General features: G+C 40.4%; 18 protein-coding genes. 11 read left to right on the forward strand and 7 right to left on the reverse strand.

Translation table 11 applies throughout. The features are described from left to right. The first annotated feature begins 32 nt into the window (after nucleotides 1–32). The 6 genes from seqA to ND6B_RS10165 all read left to right on the forward strand — a co-directional run bounded on the left by seqA (nucleotide 33) and on the right by ND6B_RS10165 (nucleotide 7,410). Nucleotides 33–617, forward strand: coding sequence for a replication initiation negative regulator SeqA (seqA, locus tag ND6B_RS10190; protein ID WP_033103402.1), 585 nt, complete (start codon nucleotides 33–35; stop codon nucleotides 615–617). Between the two features lie 9 nt (nucleotides 618–626). Continuing rightward, nucleotides 627–2,264: a phosphoglucomutase (alpha-D-glucose-1,6-bisphosphate-dependent) gene (gene pgm, locus ND6B_RS10185; RefSeq protein WP_013465002.1), complete on the forward strand. Its 1,638-nt coding sequence runs from the start codon at nucleotides 627–629 to the stop codon at nucleotides 2,262–2,264. Between the two features lie 80 nt (nucleotides 2,265–2,344). Then, entirely contained in the window at nucleotides 2,345–3,397 is a 1,053-nt protein-coding gene (astE, locus tag ND6B_RS10180; protein ID WP_033103403.1) for a succinylglutamate desuccinylase, read from the forward strand. A gap of 265 nt (nucleotides 3,398–3,662) precedes the next feature. After that, on the forward strand, nucleotides 3,663–4,877 hold the full coding sequence (locus ND6B_RS10175) for a thiamine pyrophosphate-dependent dehydrogenase E1 component subunit alpha (RefSeq protein WP_033103404.1): 1,215 nt from the start codon (nucleotides 3,663–3,665) through the stop codon (nucleotides 4,875–4,877). Next, entirely contained in the window at nucleotides 4,877–5,854 is a 978-nt protein-coding gene (locus ND6B_RS10170; RefSeq protein WP_013464999.1) for an alpha-ketoacid dehydrogenase subunit beta, read from the forward strand. Before ND6B_RS10175 ends, ND6B_RS10170 begins: the two co-directional genes overlap by 1 nt. An 8-nt stretch (nucleotides 5,855–5,862) precedes the next feature. Beyond that, nucleotides 5,863–7,410, forward strand: a complete 1,548-nt coding sequence (locus ND6B_RS10165; RefSeq protein WP_033103405.1) for a dihydrolipoyllysine-residue acetyltransferase — start codon at nucleotides 5,863–5,865, stop codon at nucleotides 7,408–7,410. 81 nt (nucleotides 7,411–7,491) lie between these two features. Here ND6B_RS10165 and ND6B_RS10160 read toward each other — a convergent pair whose 3' ends face one another. Both ND6B_RS10160 and ND6B_RS10155 read right to left on the reverse strand, forming a co-directional pair. Then, a complete protein-coding gene (locus ND6B_RS10160; RefSeq protein ID WP_033103406.1) occupies nucleotides 7,492–8,661 on the reverse strand; it encodes a putative manganese transporter in 1,170 nt (389 codons plus the stop codon). An 85-nt stretch (nucleotides 8,662–8,746) separates the two neighbouring features. Beyond that, nucleotides 8,747–10,375, reverse strand: a complete 1,629-nt coding sequence (locus ND6B_RS10155; protein WP_033103407.1) for a M28 family metallopeptidase — start codon at nucleotides 10,373–10,375, stop codon at nucleotides 8,747–8,749. 107 nt (nucleotides 10,376–10,482) lie between these two features. On the opposite strand from ND6B_RS10155, the gene ND6B_RS10150 reads away from it, so the two are divergent. From ND6B_RS10150 to ND6B_RS10140, 3 genes are read left to right on the forward strand one after another with little or no spacing between them, the layout of a single operon-like run. Further along, nucleotides 10,483–11,295, forward strand: a complete 813-nt coding sequence (locus tag ND6B_RS10150; RefSeq protein WP_033103408.1) for a DUF3025 domain-containing protein — start codon at nucleotides 10,483–10,485, stop codon at nucleotides 11,293–11,295. Next, nucleotides 11,292–12,080 carry an ABC transporter ATP-binding protein gene (locus tag ND6B_RS10145; RefSeq protein WP_033103409.1) on the forward strand — a complete coding sequence of 263 codons (789 nt, stop codon included), beginning with the start codon at nucleotides 11,292–11,294 and terminating at the stop codon, nucleotides 12,078–12,080. Before ND6B_RS10150 ends, ND6B_RS10145 begins: the two co-directional genes overlap by 4 nt. Beyond that, entirely contained in the window at nucleotides 12,073–13,281 is a 1,209-nt protein-coding gene (locus ND6B_RS10140; protein WP_033103410.1) for an ABC transporter permease, read from the forward strand. Before ND6B_RS10145 ends, ND6B_RS10140 begins: the two co-directional genes overlap by 8 nt. Nucleotides 13,282–13,404: 123 nt before the next feature. Here ND6B_RS10140 and ND6B_RS10135 read toward each other — a convergent pair whose 3' ends face one another. From ND6B_RS10135 to ND6B_RS10115, 5 genes are all read right to left on the reverse strand, one after another. Then, on the reverse strand, nucleotides 13,405–15,129 hold the full coding sequence (locus ND6B_RS10135) for a proline--tRNA ligase (protein ID WP_033103411.1): 1,725 nt from the start codon (nucleotides 15,127–15,129) through the stop codon (nucleotides 13,405–13,407). 129 nt (nucleotides 15,130–15,258) lie between these two features. Next, nucleotides 15,259–15,963 (reverse strand): tRNA (N6-threonylcarbamoyladenosine(37)-N6)-methyltransferase TrmO, encoded by a 705-nt coding sequence (tsaA, locus tag ND6B_RS10130; protein WP_033103412.1) that lies wholly within the window; start codon nucleotides 15,961–15,963, stop codon nucleotides 15,259–15,261. A gap of 172 nt (nucleotides 15,964–16,135) precedes the next feature. Continuing rightward, on the reverse strand, nucleotides 16,136–16,705 hold the full coding sequence (locus ND6B_RS10125) for an outer membrane beta-barrel protein (RefSeq protein WP_033103413.1): 570 nt from the start codon (nucleotides 16,703–16,705) through the stop codon (nucleotides 16,136–16,138). 250 nt (nucleotides 16,706–16,955) lie between these two features. After that, a complete protein-coding gene (locus ND6B_RS10120) occupies nucleotides 16,956–17,420 on the reverse strand; it encodes an acyl-CoA thioesterase (protein ID WP_024602547.1) in 465 nt (154 codons plus the stop codon). 101 nt (nucleotides 17,421–17,521) lie between these two features. Then, the gene (locus ND6B_RS10115; RefSeq protein WP_033103414.1) at nucleotides 17,522–19,168 is read right to left on the reverse strand and encodes an electron transfer flavoprotein-ubiquinone oxidoreductase; all 1,647 of its coding nucleotides are present in this window, start codon (nucleotides 19,166–19,168) and stop codon (nucleotides 17,522–17,524) included. Between the two features lie 219 nt (nucleotides 19,169–19,387). Here ND6B_RS10115 and ND6B_RS10110 point away from each other — a divergent pair, with 219 nt between their 5' ends. After that, complete coding sequence (locus ND6B_RS10110; RefSeq protein ID WP_033103415.1) at nucleotides 19,388–20,137, forward strand: electron transfer flavoprotein subunit beta/FixA family protein; 750 nt, start codon at nucleotides 19,388–19,390, stop codon at nucleotides 20,135–20,137. Then, nucleotides 20,138–21,064: an electron transfer flavoprotein subunit alpha/FixB family protein gene (locus tag ND6B_RS10105; protein ID WP_033103416.1), complete on the forward strand. Its 927-nt coding sequence runs from the start codon at nucleotides 20,138–20,140 to the stop codon at nucleotides 21,062–21,064. Nucleotides 21,065–21,089 lie beyond the last annotated feature (25 nt).

Consider the following 21,089-nt stretch of genomic DNA (forward strand, 5'->3'; position numbering starts at 1 on the left):
AGAAAAATGTGACCCGTAATGACAGGAAGAACATGAAACAAATCGACATAGACGACGAGTTATATCAGTACATTGCAAGCAATACACAGAGTATTGGTGAGAGTGCATCCACTATTTTACGTCGTTTATTAAATCTCAACGGCGAAAAAATTAACACCACTAAACTAGACACTGATCATAAAAATGAAACCGTAAGTGTGTCTAATTCATCACTAGAACAATCTATAGCAGACGTTGAACAGCCAACCCAAGTGGCAAAACCGCCGGTAAATAAAAAAAATGCAAACGTATTTAATATTTTAAATAAAGAAGAATTGGCGATGCAAAAAGGCGTTGTAGGTCGTTTTTTATTTATTTTAAGTGCATTTTATCGAACGCATAAAACAGATTTCTCTGCGGTGCTAGATATTAAAGGTCGAGATCGTGTTTACTTCGCGACCAGCAAAGAAGACTTAGTGAATAGCGGTAGTAGTATGAACCCAAAAAATATCACTGACAGTGAATATTGGGTGATGACCAATTCTAATACCACGCGTAAAAAAATGATGCTGCATGAAGTTGCACTTAGTTTAGGCTATAGCAACGAGCAAGCTGAAAAAATTCGTGATTATCTTTAAGGAAAGACCATGGCAATTCATTCCGGCGCAGGTAAAACTGCACCACAATCGGCTTTAGTGAATGTACCAAAGTTAGTGTCTGCGTATTATTTAAATGAGCCTGACTTAGAGCAAAACCCCGAGCATTGTGTTGCATTTGGCACCTCAGGGCATCGAGGCTGTGCCTACGATGTAAAATTTAACGAATCACACATATTATCAATCACCCAAGCTATTTGTGATTATAGAAAACAGAACGATATATTTGGTCCGTTATTTTTAGGTAAAGATACCCACGCACTGAGCGAGGCGGCCTTTAACTCAGCAATTGAAGTGTTGGTTGCTAATGAAGTGCAAGTGATCACCCAAGAAAATGGTGACTTTACTCCAACGCCAGTTATTAGCCATGCTATTGTTAGTTATAATAAAAATCATCCTAACGAGCTTGCCGATGGTATTGTAGTGACTCCATCTCATAATCCACCAGAAGATGGCGGTTTTAAATATAACCCGCCCAATGGCGGTCCTGCAGATACAGACGTTACAAAATGGATTGAGGACAGAGCCAATCAATTATTATTAGAAGACTTAGTTGAAGTAGAACTGTTTCCTTTTGCTAAAGCTTCCCGTTCTGGTTTTATTCGCTACGAAGATTTAATGACGCCTTATATTGATGATTTAAAAAACATTATTAATTTAAAAGCGATTAGCGATGCAGGCATCAAGATTGGTATTGATCCATTAGGTGGCTCAGGCATTAACTTTTGGCCAGTGATTGCGCAAAAATATAATTTAGATTTAACGGTCGTTAATGACAGTGTTGATCCGCGTTTTGCATTTATGCCGCTTGATAAAGATGGCAAAATTCGTATGGATTGCTCATCACCTTATTCAATGGCTAATTTAATTGCGCTTAAAGATGATTTTGATTTATCGATTGGTAATGACCCTGATTATGACCGTCACGGCATAGTAACACCAGATGGGTTAATGAATCCTAATCACTTTTTAGCCGTAGCGATTGACTATTTACTAACGCATCGTGATTGGGATGCCAGTGTTGAAATCGGTAAAACCCTTGTTTCTAGCTCAATGATTGACAAAGTAACTGAGCGCAACAAGCGTAAAGTAAAAGAAGTACCCGTTGGCTTTAAATGGTTTGTTGAGGGTTTAAACAAAGGCAAATTGGCCTTTGGTGGTGAAGAAAGCGCTGGTGCGGCTTTCTTACGTTTTGATGGCACGGTTTGGTGTACAGACAAAGATGGCTTTATTATGGGGTTACTCGCCGCTGAAATTCTTGCAGTTACGGGTAAAACCCCGTCTGCGCTGTATAAAGAACTAGAGCAAGAGTTTGGTGCGCCACTTTATAAACGCCTAGATGCGCCAGCAACGCCTGAGCAAAAGTCGCGATTAAAAGCACTCAGTGCTGATGACGTAAAAGCAGATACCTTAGCGGGTGAGCCTATTTTACAAAAGCTAACTCATGCGCCAGGTAATAATGCAGCTATTGGTGGGCTAAAAGTGGTAACTGAAAGCGGCTGGTTTGCGGCGCGTCCGTCAGGTACGGAAGATATTTATAAAATTTACTTAGAATCATTTAAAGGCGAAGAGCACTTAGCCTTATTAGAAAAAGAAGCTAAAAAACTGGTTGATTCAGTGATTAGCTAATATGCAATTACAACTAAAAACGGCTGATTTTATCAGCCGTTTTTGTATCTATAATTTAAAAAAAAAGGGCTTTTATCGTTATGTCAGCCACTGCAGAATATATTAATCAATTAAAACAAGATGGTGATTTTTTAACGCTTTCGCGTAACCATGAATGGCATTTAGAGGCAGGTCAATTTACGCTTAATAACAATACTCAGGTTACCATACACGATACCGGAGTGATTGAGTTTGAGCCTGATTGTGTTACCTCAAAAAATGTGGTGCTATCCAGTGCCATTCATGGCAATGAGACAGCCCCCATTGAAATTTGCGATGAACTGATTAAACACATTATTAGTGGGCAACTTGAATTACAACAGCGTGTTTTATTTATTTTTGGTAATCCTCAGTCAATTAATATTGGTAAACGATTTGTAGAAGAGAACTTAAACCGCTTGTTTAACGGCCACCACACTGTTGATGGTATAGCGATGAACGACGAACGCGTTCGCGCTGATAAACTTGAGCAATATGTTAGCGATTTTTACACCCGTTCAGAGCAGGGTACGTATCGCTGTCATTATGATTTACATACCGCTATTCGCGGTTCTAAAAACGAAAAATTTGCTGTTTACCCATTCTTACATGGCAAGCCTTGGAAAAAGTCGCAACTGCAGTTCTTATTAAGCTGTGGTGTGAATACAGTATTGATGATGAAGTCGCCTGCTACCACGTTTAGCTACTATTCGTCGTTTGTTCATGGTGCCGACTCATTTACTGTAGAGCTTGGGCAAGTGAAACCCTTTGGTGAAAACGACATGTCACGCTTTGCAAAAACAAAACAAACTCTAACTGCATTAATTAGCCAAAAAGAAGTAAAATACCCAGAATTTAATGCAAGTGACTTTGAGTTTTTTTCTGTTCATCGAACTATTAACCGCACAGAGCAAAACTTTAGTTTTCCGTTTTCTGACGATGCCGAGAATTTTACAGGGTTTGCAAAGGGTGAGCTTTTAGCCACCGATGGCGATAATGCCATATATGCCGACGTAGAAGGGGAAGCAATTATTTTTCCTAACGCACAGGTTGCCATTGGGCAACGTGCATTGCTTACGGTAGTCCCTATGCAAGTGGATAGCCGCTTTAGCTAAATCAACACATCAGACCACTTGTTATTAAAGTTTAACCAACTGATTAATAAGTGGTTAATTATATGTATAGTTAACTTGCCAGTTTTTTGCTCATTATTTACTTTTCTTTGGTCACAGTTTTGTTGAATAACACTTTACGTTAACGTAAAGTGTTGGCAGCTTTAATTAAATACAGTGCAGATGTTGCAAAGTTTATTCAGCAACTATCACCCATAATAATAATCCAAAGGGGCGCTGTGATACCGACAACAAAAGAAGGTAGGTTATGAGTAATCCCAATAACGTATCGCTGAATATTAATCATGAGCTTGAGTTTATTGACGGCCACGCACTTAATATTCCAACCCTGAGTATTTTAACTGAGGACGGCGACATTCATCCTAGTGCTCCTGCACCTGATATTTCTAAACACACCGCTATTAAATTATACGAAACCATGCGTTTTATTCGTTTATTGGATGAACGTATGCAGGGTGCTCAACGCCAAGGGCGTGTTAGCTTTTACATGCAGTGTTTAGGGGAAGAAGCGGCGGTAACAGCCTCTGCTGCAGCCCTTGATCAAGATGACATGATCATGGCGCAATATCGTGAACAAGCAGCCTTACACTATCGTGGTTTTACCCTTGATCAATTTATGAACCAAATGTTTTCTAATGAATTAGATTTAGGTAAAGGCCGTCAAATGCCGATCCATTATGGCTCTAATGCACTTAACTACATGACCATTTCATCACCTTTGGGAACACAAATTCCACAGGCTACGGGTTACGCATATGGTCAAAAAGTAAAACACATTGATGCTAAAACAGGTGAACTAGCAAGTACTATTGATAACGTTACTATTTGTTATTTTGGTGAAGGGGCTGCCTCAGAAGGTGACTTTCATGCAGGCTTAAATATGGCTGCAGTACATAAAGCACCGGTTATCTTTTTTGCACGTAACAATGGTTATGCTATTTCAACCCCAGCCGATGAGCAATTTAAAGGCGATGGGATTGCATCGCGTGGTGTGGGTTATGGTATTAAAACTATTCGTGTTGATGGCAGTGATGCGCTCGCCGTTTACGCGGCTACTAAAAAAGCCCGCGAAATTGCTGCGACACAAGGTGAACCGGTATTAATTGAATCGATAGCGTATCGTTTAGGTGCGCATTCAACATCAGATGATCCAAGCGGTTACCGTTCAAAAGATGAAGAAGCAAACTATAAAACATGCCCAATTGAGCGCTTTAGAAAATGGTTAGTAAAACAAAATTGGTTAGATGACGCAGAAGATATCAAAGCGAAAGAAACAATTCGTGATGATATTTTAGCGGCACTAAAACGCGCTGAAGTAATTGATAAGCCGGCGTTAGAAGAGCTAATTTCAGATGTTTACGATACGCCAATTCCATCTTTACAACGCCAATATGATGAACTTAAAACGCATATAAAAGCACATCCAGACGCCTACCCAACAACAGCAGGGAGAATTAAGTAATGGCTAAAATGAACATGCTACATGCAATTAATTCTGCTTTAGATATCACCATGAATGAACATCCTCAAGCGTGTATTTTTGGTGAAGACGTGGGTTATTTTGGCGGTGTTTTTAGAGCAACATCAGGGTTACAAGAAAAGTACGGTAAGCATCGCGTATTCAATACCCCGCTCACAGAGCAAGGTATTTTAGGCTTTGCTAATGGTTTGGCAGCCTTTGGTGCACCTGCATTGGCAGAGATTCAATTTGCTGATTACATCTTTCCTGCGTTTGACCAAATAGTGAATGAATCGGCTAAGTTTCGTTATCGTAGTGGTAATGAGTTTAATGTGGGTAATCTAACGATTCGTACACCTTACGGTGGCGGTATTGCTGGTGGTTTGTATCACTCGCAATCGCCAGAGGCGTACTTTGCTCACACGCCAGGGTTAAAAATTGTCGTGCCGCGTAACCCATACCAAGCTAAAGGCTTACTGCGTGCGTGTATTAAAGACGACAACCCAGTGCTATTTTTTGAGCCCAAACGTTTATACCGTGCTTCAACTGGTGAAGTGCCTGAAGAAGATTACAGCATTGAACTTGGTAAAGCTGAAGTGGTTCAAGAGGGTACTGACGTTACTTTATTAGCGTGGGGTGCACAAATGGAAATTATAGAAGCAGCGGCAAAGCAAGCCAGTGAACAGGGCATTAGCTGTGAAGTGATTGACCTTCGCAGTATTTTACCATGGGATGTTGAAACGATTGCTAAATCAGTGACTAAAACAGGCCGTCTTATTGTTAGTCATGAAGCACCTATTACTAACGGTTTTGGCGCAGAAATAGCCGCAACCATCGCTCAAGAGTGTTTTCTGCATTTAGAGTCGCCTATTTTACGTGTGTGTGGTTTAGATACGCCATACCCGCTGGCGCTCGAAAAAGAATATGTTCCAGATGCATTAAAAGTAATGGCCGCAATTAAACAATCAGTGAACTTTTAGGGGTTTCCATGGCTAAAGATTTTATATTACCCGACATTGGTGAAGGCATAGTTGAATGCGAAGTAGTCGAATGGCTGGTACAAGAGGGCGACACTGTAAAAGAAGATCAGCCTATTTGTGATGTGATGACAGATAAAGCCTTAGTGCAAATTCCAGCGGTACACGATGGGGTGATCACTAAGCTGCATTGTAAAAAAGGCGATATTGCTAAAGTACATGCGCCGTTATTTGCAATGGATGTTGCCGGTGAAGCGCCTAGTGAAGAGACTGAAACAGCTTCTTCACCAACAAGTACTCGTGAACACTTAGAAGACTTTATTTTACCCGACATTGGTGAAGGTATTGTTGAGTGTGAAATTGTTGAATGGTTAGTGGCAGAGGGCGATGAAATAGAAGAAGACCAAGCCGTTTGTGATGTAATGACCGATAAAGCATTAGTACAAATACCGGCTAAATACACCGGTACAGTGCAAAAGCTGTATTATCAAAAAGGTGAAATTGCAAAGGTGCATAGCCCATTATTTCAAATGACGGTTGCAGGGCAAGTCGCAAAAGAAGACGTTGATGTTAACCAAGCAGTTGTAAAAGCACAAAGTAACGCAACGTCAGACGCACCTGCTAAGCAAACGCAAACTGCAATAGTTAACGAAAAAGCGGTTGCATCACCGGCGGTTAGGCGTAAAGCGCGTGAGCTTGACGTTGATTTAACCTGCGTACCAGGTAGTGGTAAAAATGGCCGTATTTATAAACAAGATATTGAGGCGTTTATAAAAAATGAAGTGCCATCTGGCATGGATACCTCTGAGCTTAACAAGCCACAAACGACTCAGAGTAACGCGACTAGTTCGGGTGGAACACGAACAGAAGCGATTAAAGGCATTAAAGCGGCCATGGCAAAACAAATGGTGGCATCGGTTTCTACTATTCCACATTTTACCTACAGTGATGAAATTGACTTAACTGATTTAATTGCACTTCGAACTGATCTTAAAGAGCAATATAAAGCACAGGGTGTTAAGTTAACTATGATGCCGTTCTTTATTAAGGCGTTATCGTTGGCAATGAGTCAATTCCCAGTACTTAACTCAAAAGTAAATGATGATTGTAGCGAAATTACTTACTATGACGATCATAACATTGGGGTTGCAGTAGACTCTAAAGTCGGTTTATTAGTGCCTAACATTAAGGCTTGCCAAACTAAAAGTATTGTAGAGGTTGCTAACAGTTTAACTCAGCTTACCGATTCAGCTCGAGAAGGCCGCGTAGCACCAGATGATTTAAAAGGCGGTACTATTAGTATTTCGAATATAGGTGCGATTGGTGGCACTATAGCTACGCCAATTATTAATAAGCCAGAAGTGGCGATTGTTGCCTTAGGTAAATTACAGCACCTTCCGCGCTTTGACGAGCAAGGGCAAGTGGTATCGCGTGCAATTATGCAAGTAAGTTGGTCAGGGGATCACCGTGTAATTGATGGCGGCACTATCGCGCGCTTTAATAATTTATGGAAAGAATACTTAGAGCAGCCAGCTAAAATGATGATGGCTATGCGCTAAGTCTTTATATTCATTTATAAATTAAAAAAACCAGCAATTAGCTGGTTTTTTTATAACTTAATAAATAAAAGCTAGACTGATTTAGCTAAAATAATACAGTCCATAACCAACTAACAACGCCGGGACTGCGGTATATAGTGTGGCAATAACAGCCGCTTTAGGTGTCATGGCAATGGCTGGGAAAAGCGCATCGCCATCGTTGGAAATGGCATTGGCCGCTAATGCGCTAAACGGAATAACCCCTTGAATATATAAAGTGGTAACAATTATTTGCGGGCCACAGCCAGGTAAAAAACCAATTAATACAGCTATGAGCGGGGCCATATAAGCATAATTTAAAAACCATGTTTTTAAGTCAAGGCCAAACACTGTCACCAGTAGTTCAAATAATATAAAGGAGGCAACCACCCACGCGGTTACAAAATGAGTATCTTGCAGTACTTTTGTGAGTTTTGAAGGTGGACTGCATATATCATCTTCTGAGGTTACTTCTTTATAGCTTTCACCTTTTGAAGATAACGCCCACATAAATACGACAAACAACGCCATTAATGCGCCAAAATGAGTAACAGTGAATGTGGTGTACTGCCCAAATTGGCTCAAATCAATATTAAAAGCGAGTAAAAAGGCAATGAGTAACCCCGGAATAATAGCGATGTACCAAATAGGCTTACTGAGCGTAATTATTTTCGTCGGTAAAAGGGTAACCTGTGGTGTGTGCTTTTGATCAGTTGGGCATAAGTAGCCTGTTTTATGAAGTGTGTTGACGATTAAACCCGTTACTGAGCCAACCACAAACCCTATTGCCATGATGGTTAAACCCTCGGTAGGGCGAGTCGCTAACAATAAAAACGCGGCATCACCCATAGTGGCCGTTAATACAGCAACAATTGCGCCAAAGCTAGCTTGGCCTTTTGTAAATTGAGTCACCACAATAATCGCGCCACCACAGCCTGGTAACATGCCTAAAAAAGCAGCAAAGCTTACCTCTAATACCGGTGACTTAGCATTTAGGTAACGAAGCTCTAGTTTGGGTAAATGATCAATCGCGTAGTAGTAAATAAATAAGGTCGCAACAACAAACACACTGACTTGAAAAAAAGCATCACTCAGTGCAGTAATTGTTATGGCGCGTGAACCGGGCAGGGCTAAACAGACTAAAATTAACAGAGGTAAAATTAGGCGTTTATTTTGATGAAAAACACGTTTTGCAGCTGGCGAAATAACTCCTAAATGGGATGTTAAAAACATACAGTACGACCTAATTAAAGAATGAGATCGCACTGTACTATTTTATCAAATGATAATCAATATCATTTACGTGTTGGCGCAGTAGTTATTTTTTACGTTGAAACTCTGAGTTTTCATTCCACGTAGGCCACTGAGATTGCTGCGAAATATCAAAACCTACTTTATAAAATAATTGTAAATCTTGAACCGCACCTGATAAATCCCACTCATCACGGTATCTATCACAAGGTTGGTGGTAACAACCACGCAGTACTAAGCTCATACGCTTACGGTAATTTGCAGTTTCTTCATCAAACGCTTGTGTACCGCCACCGGCATACATGGCAGGAACACCCATATTAGCAAAGGCAAAGTGATCTGAGCGGTAGTAACCACCTGAAGATGGTTTAGGGTCGCCCGATACTTTTCTGCCTTGCTCTTTGGCCGCAGTTGCTAATAGCTCATCCATTTGTGATTTACCAATACCCACCACACTAATATCTTTTACTTTACCTAATAGGTTTAAGCTGTCCATATTAATATTTGCAACGGTTTTATTAGCTGGAATAACTGGATTCGCAGCATAATATTTCGAGCCTAATAAACCTTGCTCTTCAGCGGTTACCGCTAAAAAGGTCATTGAACGGTCAGGGCGTTTACCTAGTTTGGTAAAGGCTTCGGCAACTTCTATCATACCGGCTGTACCTGTTGCGTTATCGTGTGCGCCGTTATAAATTTGATCGCCTTTACGGTTTTTATTCGTTCCTAAATGATCCCAATGCGCAGAGTAAATAATATGCTCATCGGGTGTTTTACTACCAGGAAGAGTGGCAATAAAGTTATAAGATACCGATTTTTTGATGGTGTTTTTTACATTCACAGTGGCTGTTAAATCGCCCATATCAACATGGTAAGCACCTTTGGCAGCGTTTGCTTTGGCGGTTTCAAAATTAAGGCCTGCTTTAGAAAAAAGCTCTTTTGCTACATCAACAGTAACCCAACCTTCAACAGCAACACGGTCCATATTATTGTTTTCTTTTACGAAACCAAATTGCTCGCCACTCCATGAGTTCTCAACCACAGACCAAGGGTAAGACGCTGGAGCAGTTTCATGAATAATAATAGCACCAGCAGCACCTTGACGGCTTGCTTCTTCGTATTTGTAAGTCCAGCGCCCGTAATAGGTCATTGCATCGCCGGTGAATAAAGCAGGATCTTTAGTTGCAAAACCCGGATCGTTTACCAGCATAACAACGGTTTTACCTTTAACATCTAGGCCTTCGTAATCATTCCAGTTATATTCAGGTGCGTTAACACCGTAGCCCACAAATACAAGCTCCGAGTTTTCAATTCCTTCTTGCGCACTAATACGGCTGCTGCCCATAACCATGTCTTTTTTGTATTGGTAGTCTTTACCGCCAATATTAAGCACCATATCAGAGTCTGCTTCTAACGATACAAGCGGCACTTCTTGGAAAAAGCTGTCGCCATTACCCGGCTCAAAGCCTAAAGCAGTAAATTCTTTTGTTAAGTAATCAAGTGTAAGCTTTTCACCTTCAGATGAAGGAGCACGTCCACCAAATTCATCTGAAGCTAACACTTTTACATGCTTAGCAATTTCATCCGCTTGAATGCTGTTGTAGCCTTTAGCGACATCATCAGATGTGATACTTGTTGTTGCACAGCCGGCTAAAATTGCCGTTGTTATTAGGGTCAAAGAAAAATAACGTTTCATATTGGCTCTTTTTTTGTTCTAAGTGGCGTTAGTATATGAACTTCTGTTAATTAGAACCAGTTTTTGCGGTAAACTGTTGCTGATAAAAATGTACAGTAAAGGTAACAATGAAGCGTTTTACTCCCCCAGAACAATTTCAAGTAACGAGTATAAATGGAGGTGCATTTGAGCACCTTCGTCAGCTGTTTAAAATAGATCAGCAAACAGACTGGCCTGAGCCTGCGTACTTTACCCCGTATTTAAACGCCATCAATGCTAATAATCTCCCCATTCGTTTTGTCGATGATGCCAAGGTTGATTTTGCTGAGCGCTATTATGAACAAGTCATTTTTGAAACTGGGGACGTGCCCACCCGACAACAAAACTGGCATGATCTGTTTGGTGGTTTTATTTGGTGTTTATTTCCAAAAACAAAAGCCTTAATAAATCAGCGTCATGTAGACGAAATAGCCGAGCACGGATTAAAACAACGTAGTAAACACCGTAACGCACTGACTTTGTTTGACGAGTGTGGGGTCGTACTAGCTGTTAGCGAATCACAGTGGAAAGAGTGGTTAAGAGACCACCAATGGAAAACAGCGTTTATAGAGCATAGAGAGCTGTGGGGTAAAACCATTGCGCCTTTTATGTTTGGCCATGCTAACTACGAAATGTTGACTAAACCTTATATTGGACTGACTGGCAAAGCCTTATTTGTAAATGTACCGGATGAAATATTTTGTAAAGATTTAGTAACGCAATATCAGTACCTAGATCAGCGCCTTTATGAGATGATTAAAACTGATGATTGTTTAGCCGATAACAAACAGCTTTCACCTTTACCTTTATTAGGTGTTCCTGGTTGGTGTGATGAGAATAACAATCCATCATTTTACGATAACACGGACTATTTTAGACCGAAACGAAGGACACGAAAATGATAGAAGTTACCGCGCTTAAAAAGAAATTTAAGCTCACTAAAGATCATAAAAAAAATAAAATAGATGATATAGACCCCCGTGAAGATAAAGATTATTTTCACTCGGTTAAAAATGTCAGCTTTAGCTGTGCAAAAGGCGAAGTACTAGGGCTATTAGGACCGAATGGCGCAGGCAAAACCACAACATTAAGAATGATCTCTACCGCTTTAAAACCAGATGATGGCAGTATTACTATTGCAGGAAATGACATAATTAAAAAGCCACTCATTGGGCGTAAGTGTATTGGTTTTTTGTCTGGCTCTACTGGTTTATATGGCCGTTTAACGGTAAAAGAAAATATCGAATATTTTGCAAAGCTACATGGCATGAGCAAGCAGGCTATTAAGGCACGCTGTGAAGAGTTATTTACCTTACTCGATATGCATAAATTTATTGATAAGCGCGCTGAGAACCTATCAACCGGCATGAAGCAAAAAGCCAACATTGCGCGTGCTGTGGTACATCACCCAGACGTTGTTATTCTCGATGAGCCAACTACCGGCCTCGATATTATGACCACCCAAACGGTGATCAACTTTATTAAAGGCTTAAAAGCACAAGGTACTCCTGTTATTTTTTCTACGCATCATTTGGATGAAGTAGCACTTTTATGTGACCGCGTTGCGGTAATTAATGAAGGCGTTAGTTGTTTTGATGGCACGCTCGCTGAATTTAAACAAGCAGGCAACAGTGAAGAATTAAACCAAGCGTTTATGAACATATTAACGGAGAAACATGATGTTTGAAGTATTTAAAAAGGAATTAACAGAGCTGCTACGCGATAAAAAAACCTTATTGTTCGTGGTGGTATTTCCCATTGTGGTTTTCCCGTTGTTATTTGCTGTGGTTGCGTTTATATCCTCGCAAGCTGCGCTTGATGCTGAACAAAAAGTAAATACCTATGTGATTATCAATGGCGACTATGCGCCAGAATTTTCTGATAAAGTGTTTTATCACAAAAGCTTTGAGTTATATAAAGGTGATAAAACTTTCAACAGTGTTGAGGAGTTAAAAGCAGGTGTAAACGCTGGCGATATCGACATGGGAATATATCTGCCAAGCGATGCAGTGCAAACATTAAATGAGCAACAGCAAAGCGAATGGCAAGTTGTATTTAATGACTCAAAATCAATTAACTTCTTATTTGAGCGTGTCAAAGAGCTTGCTAAAGAGTACAGCGATACTTTACAAGAAAGTAAATTATTGAGCTTTGGTATAGATAAAAGCGCACAAGAAGCTATTTTAAAGCCAGTTAATGTAGTTAAAGTAGATACTGCCGATAAGCGCGAAAACCTAGGTGAAAAAGTGGGTGGGTTTTTACCTTATCTACTTATTCCGTTAGTACTGGTAGGCGCAACGTATCCGGCTATTGATTTAGGGGCCGGTGAAAAAGAACGAGGTACCTTAGAAACTTTATTACTTACACCTATTACTCGTACTGAGCTAGTATTGGGTAAATTTATTACTCTACTCACTACGTCAATTGCATCAACCACGATAACCGTAATTAGTATGGGATGTTGGATAGCCTTAGCGCTGGCTTTTGCTGATCTTGAATTTATTAAAGCCGCTTTTAGTACATTGGCTATCACAGACTTACTGATGATTTTTGTATTATTATTGCCTATAGCTGCAACCTTTTCTGCATTAGCTTTGGCAATATCAATCTATGCACGCTCGTTTAAAGAAGCGCAAAATTACATGACGCCATTAAGTATGGTCGTGTTTTTCCCGATTATTATTTCAATAATGCCTAACATGGAACTGACTTCTAAAACGGCGTTTATTCCGGTAACTAACGTCGCCTTAGCGATTAAAGAAATTGTTAAAGGCACCGTTGATTACACGCTGGTGGGATTGATATTCCTAGCAACAGCACTCATCGCAGGGGCACTCCTGGCATTTTGTGTGAAATGGTTTAACCGTGAAGATGTGTTGTTTAGATAATTAATTATTATTAGGTTTTAGTGCTGAAATGAGTACTTAAAAAATCGAGCTTGGCTTACAGAAATTAATAAAAAACCGCTATATGAAAAAATCATACAGCGGTTTTTTTTATTAATTTTAAGCTTATGCATTAAATTGATTTTTGATTGTTTCAATCGCGCTATCAATATCTATCATTAGCTTTTCACCAGTGCGGCGGTTTTTAAGTTCTACCTTGTTTTCATCAAGGTTACGCTCACCAATTACAAGCGTGTAAGGTACACCGAGTAATTCCATGTCGTTAAACATAACACCAGGGCGCTCTTTACGGTCATCAAATAGCACATCTAAACCTGCATCTTTCAAACCTTGATATAGATTATTAGCAATATCAGGAATACGATGCGATTTATGCATATTCATTGGCACAATTGCTAAATCGAAAGGGGCGATGGCTTTAGGCCAGGTAATACCGTATTGGTCGTTATTTTGCTCAATGGCAGCGGCAACTACGCGCGATACACCAATACCATAACAACCCATAGTCATTGTTTGGTTTTTACCCGATTCGCTTAATACACCTGCTTTCATTGCTTCTGAGTATTTAGTACCTAGTTGGAAAATATGACCAACTTCAATACCGCGCTTAATTTGCAACGTGCCTTGACCACACGGGCTAGGATCGCCCTCAACAATATTACGGATATCAGCAACCTCGTAGTCTGTTACGTCGCGATCCCAGTTAATACCACTAAAGTGCTCATCGTCTTTGTTTGCGCCAGCTACAAAATCAGCCATTACATTCGCCGTTCTATCAACAATAATTGGCATGTTTAAGCCAACAGGGCCTAAAGAACCCGGTTTTGCGCCAATGGCAGCCACAATATCAGCCTCGGTTGCCATTTCTAATGGTGCAGCAACCAGTGGGTGTTTTTCAGCTTTAAGTTCATTAAGCTCGTGATCGCCACGCAGTACTAGTGCTACTAAGCCACGTTTTCCGTCTTCATCAGGGGCGCCATAAACAATCAGTGTTTTAACACCGCGATGTGGTTTTACACCATAGTGTTTTTTCAGCTCATTAATTGTTTTAGCATCAGGCGTTGGGAATGCTTTTAACTCTTTACTTGCTTCAGGGCGCGATTCAGTTGGCGCTAGCGCTTCTGCTTTTTCAATATTAGCGGCATAGTCACTAGCATCACTAAAGGCAATAGCGTCTTCGCCAGATTCAGCAAGTACGTGAAACTCATGCGATACACTACCGCCTATAGAGCCGGTATCAGCAATAACAGGGCGGAAATCAAGGCCTAAACGTTCAAAAATATTACAGTAGGCTTTGTGCATAACTTGATAAGTTGCATCTAAACATTCATCGGTTAAATGGAATGAGTAGGCATCTTTCATAGTAAATTCACGAGCACGCATAACACCAAAGCGCGGACGACGTTCGTCACGTACTTTAGTTTGTACTTGGTACAAAGTAATTGGTAGTTGTTTGTAGCTGTTAATTTCTTTGCGGACAAAATCGGTGATCACTTCTTCATGGGTAGGGCCCATGGCAAATTCACGATTGTGACGATCGGTAAAGCGCATAAGCTCTGGACCAAACTCACTCCAGCGGCCAGACTCTTCCCATAAGTCAGCCGGTTGAATTACTGGCATGAGCATTTCAATTGCGCCTGCTTTATCCATTTCTTCGCGTACAATGTTTTCTACTTTTCTAAGCACACGTAAACCAGAGGGTAGCCAAGTGTATAAACCCGAAGCGACGCGACGGATCATTCCGGCTCTAAGCATTAATTGATGCGATACAATTTCCGCATCTGATGGCGTTTCTTTAAGTGTAGCGAGTATATATTGACTAGTACGCATGTTTTTTCCGAAATAGAGTGATATGTTCTTTTAATTAAGGCGCTCAGTTTACCAGCGGTTGCATTGACACTAAAGCGCTAAGTGATTTTTTATCGAATTTTATAGCCATAGCAGGGCTTTAAAGTTAGCTTAACTGAGCTCAATATGAGTAACCAGATGATGAGAATCAGTCACTTGCCAAGTAATATTGTATTCATACAAATTCATACCATAACTTTGCATGCCTTGTTTTTGCTTTTTATACGCTGGGCGAGGATCTTGTTTTAGCACATTGCTGATAAACGCTTGTAGCTCAGGATAGTGGCTTTGTTTATTTATAAATTCCAAAGCTTGCTCACTAAATTCAACACTCATGTGAGTTTCTGGGCGCGTGTCGGCAAAGCCTGCACTGGCATCAGGTAAAGCGTCTGAATAGGGCAAATAAGGCTTAATATCAACAATAGGTGTACCATCAAGTAAATCAATACCGGCGAGCAATAACGCTAACTGCCCATTTTTGTATTCAATTCCCTCTAACTTAACAGCACTCATCCCTATAGCGTTAGGTCTGAATGTGGCGCGGGTAGCAAAAACGCCTTTACGTTCATTACCACCAAGGCGCGGCGGGCGCACCATTGCTGAATAGCCTTTATCCGCGGTTTCATGAAAACGAAATAACAGCCAAATGTGGCTAAATTCATCTAAACCACGAACAAATTCTTCACGATTAAAATCTGGAGCAAAAATTAGTTTAGCTTTTGCTTCAGGCACTAATCGAGGTTGTCTAGGAATGGCAAATTTTTGTTTATACGGTGATTGGATATGGCCAATAGCTGAAATTTGATAATCGCTCATAATGCTCGGTTATAGAAAAAATAGAGCGTTATTCTACCTTTTATTAACGTTGCTGGCATTAGCTTAATATAATCAGCATAAAGAGAGTTTAGACTGATTGGTTTAAATGTGGAATAAAAAAGGGCAAGGCTAAACCTAGCCTTACCCTTACATTGCAACTATTGAGTTGTTATTAAAACATATATTGGAAAGATACTGACGCAACGTCCATTTCTGGATCAATATCATCATCTAATTCGTAACGCTCATACTCTAAACGCACTTGCATATTGGTTGTGAAAGCATATTCAATACCTGCACCATAAAATACGTCACCACCGTCTTGTGATACGCTAACGCTGCCTACTGGTAGTTCTTGAGTTACATCAGCATCCCATTCAAACCAACCGCCTTTTGCATAAACAGAAAAATCTTCAGTGATTGGCGCTGCAAAACGCGCTGCTAGTGATACCCCATCGATTTCTGCTTTACTGTCTATGTCACTCACTTCATCAAAATTTTGATAGGCAAGTTCAAGGCTTAAATGTTCATTAAATTGAGTACCGATATAACCTTTTAACATTTGCGCATCGTCATCGAAATCGGTGTCGTTTTCGCTATCTTCAAACTGAAATGAATATTGGCCGTAACCAATACCCGTATAAATACGTGGAGAGTCCATGTCGGTAACATCAGCCTGTGCTGCTGAATTAAAACCCAGTGTTGCTAAAGCAAGTGCAGAGAGAGAAAGTGTTTTAATCATTGTATAGCTCCTTTAAAAAATAAAATCTAATGTTCGATAGATTTATCAAACGTCGATTTACTAATTGCAGTGAACATGCCAATAATTTTTTTGTTCAATATTTGCTCTTAAAGTGTATTTATTGAACTTTTTTGGTGGTTTAAGTACGCAAAACATCCAGCTGTTAAGCGTACTGTTAATTTGTAAAAAAATAAAAATTGTAGAATTTACAGCTTGTTGTAGATTATACATACCTGCAAAAGGTACTTAATTAAACTTGATAAAGTAAGTTTTCTGTTTCTATCGCTATTTGTTTCATTTTAATGGCGTAATTTTCTAGCTTTTTATCTTCGTCAGTAACAGATGTGAATTCAGGAACGGCAACAGGGTAACCCGTCTCATCCATAGCAACAAAACTTATTACACAATGATTAGTTTCAACTAAGTTTTGGGTTTTAGGGTCGCCACAGCGTACTTGTATGAAAATTTGCATACTGGTTTTACCGGTGTGTGCAATTTTGGCTTCCACTTCAACAATTTGGCCAACCAAAATAGGACGGCTAAACTTAACGCCCGCAACCGATACGGTTACGCAGTAATGACCGCTCCAACCTGCAGCACAGGCATAGCCTGCTTGGTCAATCCACTTCATGACCACACCACCATGCACCTTACCACCAAAATTTACATCGGTAGGCTCTGCTAAAAAACGAAAAATTACACTCGACGACGCCATAACACACTCTCATTTATTCATATTGCTTAACAGCATAGCGCAAAAAAGGGGCCGAAGCCCCTGCAATTTAGGATAAGTTTATAATTTCTTTAGAAAGGTTGTTACATATTGGGGTAGTTAGGACCGCCAGCACCTTCAGGGGTGACCCAGGTGATATTTTGGTTCGGATCTTTAATATCACAGGTTTTACAATGCACACAGTTTTGTGCATTGATCACAAAGACTTGCTCGCCTTCGACTTCTTGTACTTCATAAACGCCGGCAGGGCAGTATCGCTGTGCAGGTTCATCAAATTTGACTAAATTTACCTTAATCGGAATTGATGCATCTTTGAGTTTTAAATGACACGGCTGCGATTCTTCATGATTAGTGTTTGATAAAAATACCGAAGAAAGCTTATCAAAGCTGAGTTTGCCATCAGGCTTCGGATAGGCAATCTTTTCAGCTTGATCAGCGTCTTTTAAAGTGGCGTGATCGGGTACGTTATCTTTAAAACTAAACGGTAGGGCACCCTTAAATATGTTTTGATCAAGGGTGTTGTATGCGCCGCCTGCAAATTTACCTAATGTATGCATTGCAGGGCCAAAGTTACGAGATTGATACAGCTCTTTATACGCCCATGACTTTTTAAACTCAGCGGTGTACTGGGTTAAATCAGTGTTAGCTAAATCGTTTTGTAGCGCATTAAAAATGACCTCAGCGGCTATCATGCCTGACTTCATAGCCGTATGATTACCTTTAATTTTTGCAAAATTAAGCGTGCCTGCATCACAGCCCACTAACAAGCCACCCGGGAAATGCATTTTAGGTAAAGAGTGTAAACCGCCTTTGGCAATGGCGCGCGCACCATAAGCTATACGCTCACCCCCTTCGAGAGTGTTTTTAAATACCGGGTGGTGTTTTAAGCGCTGAAACTCATCAAATGGGCTTAAATGTGGATTTGAATAATTTAAATCAACAATTAAACCAACCACCACTTGGTTGTTTTCGCTATGATACATAAAAGCACCACCGCCAGTATCGCCACTCAATGGCCAACCGGTTCCGTGAACTACTTTACCAAGCTGATGTTTAGATTCATCCACTTGCCAAATTTCTTTAAAGCCTAAACCGTAATGCTGTGGCGAGCATTCATCGTCTAAAGCAAACTGATTGATCAGTTGCTTACCTAAATGGCCGCGACAGCCCTCAGCAAATACCGTGTATTTAGCACGTAACTCCATACCCGGCATGTAACCGTCTTTTTCGTCGCCATTTTTATCCAGCCCCATATCACCGGTAATAATGCCTTTAACAACATCATCTTCAATAATAAGTGAATGAGCACTAAAGCCTGGAAAAATTTCAACGCCTAAGCTTTCTGCTTGTTCAGCAAGCCAACGACATACATTCCCCATAGAAACAATGTAGTTACCGTTATTATGAAATGTGTTTGGGGTTGCAAAATGAGGAATAGAGGTTGCTTTTTGTTCGTTATTAAACCAATAAATTTCATCGCTTTGGACTTTAGTCGTAACAGGCGCGCCCAATTCTTGCCAGTTTTGCAGTAGTTCATCCAATGCTTTGGTTTCAAAAACAGCACCCGATAATACATGCGCGCCCACTTCTGAGCCTTTTTCAACCACACAAATCATGCACTCTTGTTGTTTTTCTTGTGCTTGCTGCGCGAGTTTAATTGCTGTTGAAAGCCCCGCAGGGCCTGCCCCAACAACAACAACATCAAATTCCATGGTTTCGCGTTCAATCATAATAACCTCTTTATCTATGACGGACTCACTCTTGCCCTATAGGCAAAAAGTAAGCTAAGCAACCTGTTTCTTTGTTATGCAAATTAATCGTTACAGGTTGTGAATAGTTTAAGGTTATTTTAGGTTGACGTTTACGTCAACAGGAAGTAGTCTGATTTCATAAAATAAATAGGTTGACGTAGACGTTAGCTTATAGGTTTAAATAATTATGGAGTCCCTATGAAAGTTCTCGTACCAATAAAAAGAGTGATTGATTACAACGTAAAAGCTCGCGTTAAACCTGATAACAGCGGTGTTGATTTAACAAACGTAAAAATGGCAATGAACCCATTTTGTGAAATTGCGGTAGAAGAAGCGATTCGTTTAAAAGAAGCGGGTATTGCAAGCGAAGTGGTTGTTGTGACTATTGGCGCTAAAGCATCACAAGAGCAATTACGCACAGCACTTGCCCTTGGCGCTGATAAAGCGATTCATGTTGAAACCGAGCAAAACCTAGAATCTCTCCATATTGCAAAGTTACTTGCGAAAGTGGTTGAGCAAGAATCTCCTGAGCTGGTTATTTTAGGCAAGCAATCTATCGACTCTGATAATAATCAAACAGGTCAAATGCTAGCAGCATTAACTAATCGCGGCCAAGGTACATTTGCTTCAAAAGTCGTTATTGAAAATGGCAAAGTGAATGTAACCCGCGAAGTTGATGGCGGTTTGCAAACTGTTGCACTTAATTTACCCGCAATAGTCACCACCGATTTACGTTTGAATGAGCCACGTTATGCGTCGCTACCTAATATTATGAAAGCCAAACGTAAGCCGTTAGAAGTTATAGCGGCTGATTCGCTAGGTGTAGATTTAGCCCCGCGTATTGAAGTCGTTCATGTAGAAGAACCAGCAAAACGCAGCGGCGGGATTATTGTTGAAGACGTTGCACAGCTTGTAGAAAAACTTAAAACAGAGGCAAAGGTGATTTAAATGAAAACTCTTGTAATTGCAGAGCACGATAACGGTGCCTTAAAACCAGAAACCTCAAAAACCATTAACGCCGCTAAAAAATTAGGCTTTGATGTCGATGTATTGTTAGCTGGCATAAACTTAGGTGCCATGAGTGAGTCACTTGCGAGCATTGAGGGTGTTACAAATGTATTACTTGCAGATAACGCGGTGTACGAACATCAACTTGCTGAAAGCATGACAGAGCTAGTGTTATCACTTGCAGATGAGTATAGCCATATCGTGGCAAGTGCCACAACGACAGGTAAAAACTTTATGCCGCGTGTTGCCGCATTATTAGATGTTGCACAAATTTCAGAAATTATTGATGTTATTGACGCAGACACGTTTAAACGCCCAATATACGCGGGTAATGCCATTGCAACGGTTAAATCACTCGATAGTAAAAAAGTGATCACCGTGCGTGCAAGTAGCTTTGATTTACAAGGCGAACAAGCGCCAGCTAATGTCACAACCTTAGATACGGTCTCTGATTCACAGTTAAGTAGCTTTGTTAGTGTTGAGCAAACCGAATCTGAACGCCCAGAGCTCACTGCAGCTGATGTGGTTATTTCAGGTGGTCGAGGTATGCAAAATGGTGAAAACTTTGCGCTACTTAATGGTATTGCCGATAAGCTGGGTGCTGCAATTGGCGCTTCACGTGCAGCGGTTGACGCAGGCTTTGTCCCTAACGATATGCAAGTAGGCCAAACAGGTAAAATTGTAGCGCCTAATTTATACATAGCGGTGGGTATTAGTGGTGCAATTCAGCATTTAGCAGGCATGAAAGACTCAAAAATTATTGTGGCCATAAATAAAGACTCAGATGCGCCTATTTTCCAAGTGGCTGATTACGGTTTAGTTGCTGATTTATTTGATGTATTACCTGAACTTGAACAAGCTTTATAAAGTTTAATAACCACAGCATTATATA

The organism is Pseudoalteromonas sp. ND6B (assembly GCF_000764215.1).
GTDB classification, from domain to species: Bacteria; Pseudomonadota; Gammaproteobacteria; order Enterobacterales; family Alteromonadaceae; genus Pseudoalteromonas; species Pseudoalteromonas tetraodonis.